Here is a 3460-nt window from a genome sequence, read left to right on the forward strand (position 1 = left end):
CAACTTAAAGAACTCAAGAAAAAAAATTACGACATTTTTGTAAACCTTTGCGAAGGATATTTAGAATGGGAGGTGCCCAGCATTGATGTAATTTATACTTTAGAATTATTAAACCTTCCTTTTACCGGCCCCACTACTTTATTATACGATCCTCCAAAAGAATTAATGAAATATGTGGCCTACACCGAAGGCATCAACACTCCGGCTTATGCATTAATTAATAGTGTTGATGAAATTGAAACTGAATGCAAATATTTAAAATATCCTTTGTTTGTAAAACCGGCAAAGGCTGGCGACAGTTTGGGTATTGATGATAAAAGTTTAGTAAATAATTTAGAAGAGTTGAAATTAAAAGTACAATCCATCATTGATGAATACGGGCCTTTACTGGTAGAAGAATATATCAGCGGCAGAGAATTTACTGTAATGCTTGCGGCAAACGACGATGGCAAATCAGTAAAAGTTTTTAAACCGGTAGAGTATATTTTTCCCGAAGGAAACCAATTTAAAACGTATGCTTTAAAAACATCCGAGCTGCATCCCAATGCAAACATTGCCTGCAACGATGAAAAATTAGAACAACAATTAAGAGAAGCGGCTACTCAAATCTTTCGCAGTTTCGGTGGTGTGGGTTATGCAAGATTAGATTTTAGAGTTGATGATAATAAAGAAATTTTCTTTCTCGAAATAAATTTTACCTGCTCTGTTTTTTATAAAGATGGATATGAAGGCAGCGCCGATTATATTTTAAAACACGATGGTTATGGCCAGGCAAATTTCCTTACTCATATTATAAAAGAAGGTATTGCAAGGTACCGGCGCAAACAAAAAAAGTATGTAATGAAGGGCAATTCCATAGCTGGTTATGGTATTTATGCCACAGCCGATATTGACGCTAAAGAGCTGATTTTTAAAGGCGAAGAGATGAACCAGCGGATAGTTACCCGCCGCTATGTAGAGCAAAACTGGAATATTAAAGAAAAAGAAATCTTTTCAAAATATGCCTATCCGCTAAGCAAAGAAGTATATTTGCTGTGGGATGATAACCCTGGCGGCTGGGCTCCGCAAAATCACAGTTGCAACGCAAACACCGCTTACTACGGTTTAAACGTTATCGCTTTAAGAACAATAAAAAAAGGCGAAGAACTAACCCTCAACTACGCATCCTTCCTGGATGAAACAATGGAGCCTTTCAATTGCCAATGTGGTGCCCCAAACTGTAGTGGCCTTATAACCGGAATTACCCATAATTCGGTTACCGAGAGAGAAAAGATGGCCACTCTTTAAACTAACCCCATTTCTTTCGGTCTTATACAAGCCCATTAAATTCTGGCTTCTCTTCTGTCATTTCGACCGTAGGGAGAAATCTGTTTATTTAAATAACTGCAGATTCCTCATTCTTCGGACTGACGAGAGTAAATACAAACAGAATTTAATTAACTAATAAACCAGAACCTATGTCCCGTTTTCAGATTTTAAAAAGTTTAATGAACAAACACCGCAGTCAGCTGGTGCTTACCTATATTTTATTTTCGTTAGAAATGCTGGGTGGATTATTGCGCCCTTTCTTTTTGGGCATGGCCATTAACGATTTATTAAAAGGCAGTTACAATGGATTAATAATTTTATCGGCCGTACATTTTGTTACATTAATCATTGGCACATTGCGCCACATGTACGATACCCGTACGTATTCTGCCATTTATGTTTCATTAGTTACAAAATTTTTAAGCAGAAGAATTTACAAACAAGATGTAAGTAAACTAAGTGCACACTCTACTTTAGCAAGAGAATTTGTAGATTTTTTAGAATTTGATTTAGTGTACGTTATTGAAGCAGCATACAATTTACTGGGCTCATTAATTTTATTATTCTTTTACGATGCTGCTGTGGTGGGCATGTGCTTAATAGTTTTAGTTCCGGTTGTGGGTATCAGTTATGTGTATGGAAAAAGAATGAAAAGGCTGAACAAATTAAAAAATGATGAGCTGGAGCAGCAGGTAGATGTTATTGGCAGCGGCAACAGGCAAACCGTAAACAATCATTATAATAATTTGCGCAAGTGGCAAATAAAAATCAGCAACCAGGAAGCATGGAATTTTGGCTTTATGGAATTTTTAGTGATGATTGTTTTGGGGGTGAGTTTATTAATTACTTACAAAACTTCCGGTGCCGCAATACTTGCCGGTAATGTGGTGGGTATTTTCTTTTACATAAGCAATTTTGCAAAGGGATTAGAAACTATTCCGTACACCGTACAGCGCCTTACTTCTTTAACCGATATAACACGAAGAATTGAATTGCAGGTGGAAGATTTTCCGGAAGATAATAATAATTTAAAACCGGTGAGGAAGGGAAAGAGGGTGAAAGTGGGGGAGATGGCGGCATAGCACTCAAGATTATTTACAAGTGGGTAACGTTTCCCAATATTTATTAACCGCATCTTTGCTTAAAATGCATTGTGGAATATTGTATTCTATATATTTACAAACACTTGGTTTTAGTTTAGAAATTTTTACAAGAATCGTAGACTCTTGCATTTTAATAAATCCTTTATAGTGCGAATGGTATGTTTTCCCATTATACAAATAATCGAAATTATAGATTAATCCGTTTTCAGTGTCATCAATTTTTTTAACCTTTGCCAGAACATACACTCCATTCTTATTAATCTCATTACTCCGCCACACTGCATTTATTAAGATAGCTACTAAAATAAATACAGTCGCTGTTATAAATATTTTTTCTTGTTTTCTCATATTACTTTTACTGACTGCTCTTATAAAACTTCTCCTTCTTCATCAATTTCCCAATCGCCTCCACAATCCTTTTAGTTTTTGTTGCTTCCTGCTTAGCCCTATAAATCCATTTTATATAAAACTGCTGTTCGCTTTGGGTTAATTTAAAAAAGAACTGTTTGGCAACAGGTTCATCATCCAGACATAATAAAAATTCCTGTGGTATTTCTATGGGTGAGTTATCGGCATATAAAATTACATGTATCGTATCGCCTTCGGTTTTGCCGATGGCTTTTCGTATTTCTTTTCTTACGGGTAAAAATAATTTGCCATTTGCCATCGGCATTAATTTGTAGCGTTTCAATTCAAAGCCATCAATGCTGCCGCTTACCTGTACCCAGCCAAATTTGGCTCTTTTATCCGGTGCAATCTCATCAATAACTGTATATATCCAGCCGCCTTTTCCGGGGTATTTTAAAAGTTTGTATTTTTTATTTACTAATGGTTTAGCCATATAATTACTGCAATAGTTCCAATTCTTTTTGTAAATTTTCTTTTGCCTGCAATTCAAACATAGTAAAACATACATCCGTTTTAAATATTCTTTCCATTTGTAAAAAATGCTGCAGTACTTTTTTTCTTCCGGGTTTATAAATCAGGTCTGGGTAAAGGGAGTATTCATTTCTTACCTGTTTATAATAATTTTCATACACATTCCATGG

General features: G+C 35.5%; 5 protein-coding genes. 2 read left to right on the forward strand and 3 right to left on the reverse strand.

The annotated features are described in order from the left end of the window. The coding region (locus ACY65O_RS12970) for an SET domain-containing protein-lysine N-methyltransferase (protein WP_462221281.1) at positions 1 to 1287 on the forward strand (1287 nt) is incomplete at its 5' end. 200 nt (positions 1288 to 1487) lie between these two features. After that, entirely contained in the window at positions 1488 to 2390 is a 903-nt protein-coding gene (locus ACY65O_RS12975) for an ABC transporter six-transmembrane domain-containing protein (RefSeq protein ID WP_462221282.1), read from the forward strand. 9 nt (positions 2391 to 2399) lie between these two features. Here the strand turns inward: ACY65O_RS12975 and ACY65O_RS12980 are convergent, their stop codons facing one another. The 3 genes from ACY65O_RS12980 to ACY65O_RS12990 all read right to left on the reverse strand — a co-directional run. Then, positions 2400 to 2759 carry a hypothetical protein gene (locus ACY65O_RS12980; protein WP_462221283.1) on the reverse strand — a complete coding sequence of 120 codons (360 nt, stop codon included), beginning with the start codon at positions 2757 to 2759 and terminating at the stop codon, positions 2400 to 2402. A 7-nt stretch (positions 2760 to 2766) separates the two neighbouring features. Then, a complete protein-coding gene (locus tag ACY65O_RS12985; protein WP_462221284.1) occupies positions 2767 to 3252 on the reverse strand; it encodes a DUF1905 domain-containing protein in 486 nt (161 codons plus the stop codon). Between the two features lie 4 nt (positions 3253 to 3256). Continuing rightward, a partial coding sequence (locus ACY65O_RS12990; RefSeq protein WP_462221285.1) for a hypothetical protein occupies positions 3257 to 3460 on the reverse strand: 204 nt, incomplete at its 5' end.

This window comes from Ferruginibacter sp., from assembly GCF_031430955.1.
Classification (GTDB): Bacteria; Bacteroidota; Bacteroidia; order Chitinophagales; family Chitinophagaceae; genus Ferruginibacter.